Raw genomic sequence first — 4,963 nt, forward strand, 5'->3', positions numbered from 1 at the left:
ACGCGGTGCCTGACCAGGTGCCTGGCGCCGTCCGTGAGGCCGCCGACCACGTTGCGCAGGGCCTCGCGTGCAGCCGCGCGGCGAGCGCCTCGGCCGCGGGGACCGCCGTCGGGGCGGCCTCGCGCAGCTTGTGCAGGGCGAGCAGCAGCCCGGCCCGGCCCAGCACGGGTTCGGCGCTGGTCGGCAGGGACAGCTGGGCCTCGGCGAGCGGCACCAGCGCGACCGCCCGCTCCACGAGCCTGGTGTCGGCCAGGGTGGCGCCGCAGCGGCTCAGCGCGTAGATGGTCGAGCCGAGGCCCACGAACGCACCGACAGGCGCGAGCGTCCCGCACATCCTGCGGTAGACACCCGACTGCGTGGACAGCGTCGCGAACTCGGCCGAGGCGTCCAGCGCGTCCTGCGCGGCCGTCCAGTGGCCGGGGGCGCCCGTGTTGGCGTACAGCTCGGCGAGGAAGACGGCGAGGCCGGCGGTACCGGTGAGCAGGTCACCCTGAAGGGGTTCGACCTGGTCCAGGCCATGCGCGGGATAGGTGACCACGCCGATCCAGCCGGACCGCTCGCCGACGGGGCCGCCCGCGGGCGTGCCGAGCGGGACGGCGCTGGCGAGCACCTGGTCGGCGAGCTCGCCGACGCGGGCGAGCAGCACCTCGGCCTCGGGCTCCGCCCGCCGGCCCGACAGGTCGTAGACGTACTGGCCCATCTCGCGCACCGTGCGGGGCCGGGGCCCGGGGCCGGGGAACAAGGTGGGCAGTTGCCCCGCGCCCGTGAAGTCGAGGCAGGTCTCCAGCACGGCGAGCTGCTCGTCCACCGGGAACCCCGCCAGGTCGGCGAGGCGGTCCTGAAGCCGCTGCCACGCCGTGCCCGAGAAGTGCCCGGGGATCTCGACGCCGTCGGGGGTGAACACAGAGTCCGAGCCGGGCCTGGAGACGAACAGGGGGACGTCCATCCGGCGGAACGCGTCGATCTCCTGCTCGACGATCTCCAGGATGTCCTCGCGCCCCGGGTCCCGCCGCAGCGTCTCGCGGGCGCTGCGGAACAGGTGGGCGAAGGTGATCTCCCTGGCCATCCCGTCGATCAGCGCCCCCGGGCTCAGGCTCATGCCGAGCAGCTCGACGCAGTCCCAGGTGCTGCGCCAGATGTAGCGGACCGGCGCGTCCTCCAACAGCGCGAGCGGGCCGCGGGCGTCGGCGAGCAGCTCGCGGTTGCGCGTCAGGCAGTCCTGCATCTGCCGGTAGCCCTCGGCCACCTCGTCGGCGTAGCGGCTCGGGTCGGCCAGCTCGCCCGCGCCCCACGTGGGCCGGTACGGCGGCGCCTCCCAGCCGAGCGGGTACAACTGGGGGTTCTGCGCGACCTGCTCCTGCAGTCCGGCCATGCAGCCGATGTCGTGCGACTGGACGCCGCCCGCGATCACCCGGGGAAAGCTGATGACGGCGGTCTTGACCACCGTCTCCTCGACCTGTCCCCACAGGGACTGGATGCGGTCGCCGATGAGGGCGGGCTTGCTGATGCGGCCCTGGAGGACGTTCTCCAGGTCGATGAAGACCGGCGTGTCCCCCTTGGCGACCAGGTTGTCGGCCCACAGGTCGCGGCACTCCAGGAACTGGGCCAGTCTGGCCAGCATGCCCAGGCGCGTGTAGTAGCGCCGTACGCTGTCCTCGTCGGTGGCGGGCTCGGCGGTGACGTACTCCTCCCAGCCGTAGCCGTCGCGCAGGACGACCGTGCGGGTGTGCAGGGTGAGCGGCAGCCCGTGGTTGTTCAGCAGGGTGCACACGTCCATCAGCCCAACCACCGAGCGCAGGTCCTTCGGCTTGTAGACGACCCGCTCGCCCGAGGCGAAGGTGAGCAGCGTGACCACCCGGCCGTGGTTGTGCGGGTCGCCCGAGTCGCCGGAGTATCCCGTGACCGGTCCGGGGGCGGTCCAGCCCCACAGCGTCCTGCGCAGCTCCGGCAGGTCGGCGTTCAACCGGTCGAAGAGCTCGTGAACGACGCGCCGCCACTGCAGGCAGGCCATGCCCATGACGTAGGCCAGCCCCGGGAGCGTCTCCAGCCGGTCGAGCCAGCCGGACTGGCTGACGTCCAGGCCGGGGCTCTGCAGCCAGGCGGACACGTCGTTGGCGGTGCCGGCCAGCTGCGCCTCGAACGCGAAGCCGGAGAAGCAGACCTGCGTCAGGCGCTCGATCAGCTGGCCCGCGATGTCCTCGCACGCCTCGGGGGTGACGGGGACTCCGCGTACCGTCCCGTCCTTCATGTCCACCAGCCGGTTGACGGCGCGCCTGAACGCCACGAACGGGGAGCCGGGCCGCCCGGACGCGGGGTCGGCCGCGGCCGTGGGCGGCTGGGCGAGCAGGAAGTCCACCAGGGCGTAACCCCAGTCGGGCAGCCTGCCCGGGTCGGCGAGCCGGACGTCGACGAGCCCGGCGCCGAGGTCGCGGCCGGAGCGCCTGCGGTGGTGCAGCAGCGCCCGCTTGGCGTCCTCGTCGTCGCCGACGGCGGCCTTCAGCCAGCGGGTGGTGCGTTCGGACGCCTGGCGCGGGCTGCGCCCCGCCACGGGGACGAAGAACTCTCCCGACACGCGCTCGGGGAAGGGCGCCGCCGCGGCGAGCACGGCTATCAGCCGTTCGTCCCCACCCGGAACCGCGAGCAGGCCCTCGCCCTGCGCTTCGGCGTATCCGGCGTGAACCGAGACCGTCATCTCAGACCTCCTGTCGGCGGACCATGCGGGCGAAGAGCCGGCTGTCGTCCATCAGCTCCTCGAAGGGGCCGTCGGCGACGACCCTCCCCTGGTCGAGTACGTAGATCCGATCCGCCGACTTGATGGTGCTCAGCCGGTGCGCGATCACGATCCGGGTGATGTCCAACTCGGCGATCCTCCGGCTGACCAGCGCCTGGGTGTGGTTGTCCAGGGCGCTCGTCGCCTCGTCGAGGATGAGGACGCGCGGGCGTTTCACCAGCGCTCTGGCGATGAGCAGCCGCTGGAGCTGACCGCCCGAGAAGGACGCGTTGTCCTCTCCGACGACGGTGTGCAGGCCCATGGGCATCGCGGCGATGTCGCCGTCCAGGTCGGCCAGGCGGGCCGCCCACCAGGCGTCCTCCTCCGTCGCGCCGGGCACGTCGCCGATGATGTTCTCCAGGATCGAGCCTCTGAGCACTCTGGCCTGCTGCATCACCACGCCCACCTGGGCGCGCACGCGGCGCAGATCGAGGTCGCGCAGGTCGCCGCCGTCGTAGAGCACCTGGCCGGTGCGGGGCGGTTCGAAGCCCAGCAGCAGCCGTACCAGCGTGGACTTGCCCGCGCCGGACGGGCCCGCGACCGCGACGAACTCGCCCGGCTTGAACACCATCGACACGTCGTCGAGGATCCGCATCGCGGTGCCGGGGTAGGCGAAGGAGACGCCGCTGAGCCGTACCAGCCCGTTCAGCTCGCCCGGGTCCTTCGCGCCCGGCGAGGTCTCGGGCGCCCGCTCCAGCACCGGGCGCAGCCGCTCGAACCGGGGCAGGAGGGCGAAGGCCGCTTCCACCGCCCTGTTCATCTGGCCGAGCGCGAGCACGAACTGGCCGAGCGCCACGGCGGCGATCACGAACGACGCCGTCGGGACGCCCCAGGCCAGGCCGGTGGTGGCGAGGAGCAGCAGCAGCGCCGGCTGCGCCGAGGCGCCGATCGCCGTCGATACCGCCCGCTCGCGCTGGATCGCCTCGGCCGCGCGCTGCTGCGTCGCGAACAGCCGGGACCACAGCCCGAACACCTGGGCCTCCCGGCCCGCGACGTGGATCTTGTCGATCGCGCCGAGGCACGCGTACAGCAGGGAGTAGACCTTCCCGTACTGCTCGTGCATGACCAGCTCGTGCCGCTGCTGCCGGACCGCGCGCCCGGCGAGCACGGCCAGCAGCGCGACCACCCCGCCCAGCGCGACCAGGGCCAGCCGCCAGTCCACGGCGAGCAGCGCCAGCAGGCCGAACAGGGAGAACATGCCGCCGAGGAGGGAGCTGACCGCGGCCTCGCCGAGCGCCTTGCGCATGTCGGAGATGGCGTTGGCGCGCTGGACCAGCTCGCCGGTGCTGTACCGGTTGAAGAACGGCAGGTCGAGGGAGATGAGGTGGCTCCAGACGGCGGGTTCGAGCCGTTCCTGGAGCCGTCCGTGGACGCGTACGAGCACCGAGTTGCGCACGGCGAGGAGCAGGGCGCTCGCGCACACCATGGCGGCGATGATCACCGCGGTCCAGATCGTCGCGGGCCGGTCGGCGGGGTTGGACGCGGAGGTCAGCAGGCTGAAGGTGAACAGGGGGACGCCGAGCGCGAGCAGCCCGGCGCCGCCGCCGGCCGCGAGGAGCCAGGCCAGCTCCCTGCCCGCCCCGCGCAGGCCGAACCTGAGCAGCGCGACGGGGGTGGCGACGCCCTCGCCGAGCGGCGGGTAGATCTGCCAGGCGTCCGGGGCGAGGCCGGCGGCCACGGACTCGGTCACCCGGCACGGGTCCGCCGCCGGGTCCGCGGCGCGGTAGCCGCCCCGGTGCGGCAGGAGCGCCACCGGCCGCCCGTCCTCCTGGGTGAAGCCGATCATGGGGACGGTGGCCGTGCGCCACCATCGTCCGGAAAGGCGTACCCGCCGGTGCCTGACCCTGGCGGCGTCCAGCGCCGCGCCGAGCGGGTCGCCGGACGCCGAGCCGGCGTCGGGGCCCGGGGCACTCTCCCGCACGGCGAACCCGCAGTGGTCGCCGAGCGTCTTGACCACTTTCGCGGCGTGTTCGGCGGTCGTCCGGGGCCGGTCAGGAGAGGGCGGCGCGCCGGCGGCGACCCCGACATCGGCGAACGACCGCCGGAGCGTCTCGCTCGTGGCCGCCACCCTGGCCGCGCGCCAGTTGTCCCGGTCGGCCTCCTCCGCCTCGGCCAGCAGCAGCACCTGCTCCAGCGCCCCGCGGTGCAGTGCGCGCAGCTCGCGCTCGCTCGGCGGGTCCTGCGCCGCGCCGG

Annotated in this window: 2 protein-coding genes; both read right to left on the reverse strand. The window is 73.7% G+C overall.

The genetic code is table 11. The annotated features are described in order from the left end of the window. The coding region (lanM, locus tag ACWDX9_RS59985) for a type 2 lanthipeptide synthetase LanM (protein WP_449972792.1) at positions 1-2,692 on the reverse strand (2,692 nt) is incomplete at its 3' end. A 1-nt stretch (position 2,693) separates the two neighbouring features. After that, positions 2,694-4,963: ATP-binding cassette domain-containing protein (locus ACWDX9_RS59990; RefSeq protein WP_449972795.1), on the reverse strand; the 2,270-nt coding region annotated here is incomplete at its 5' end.

The organism is Nonomuraea sp. NPDC003201 (assembly GCF_053590415.1).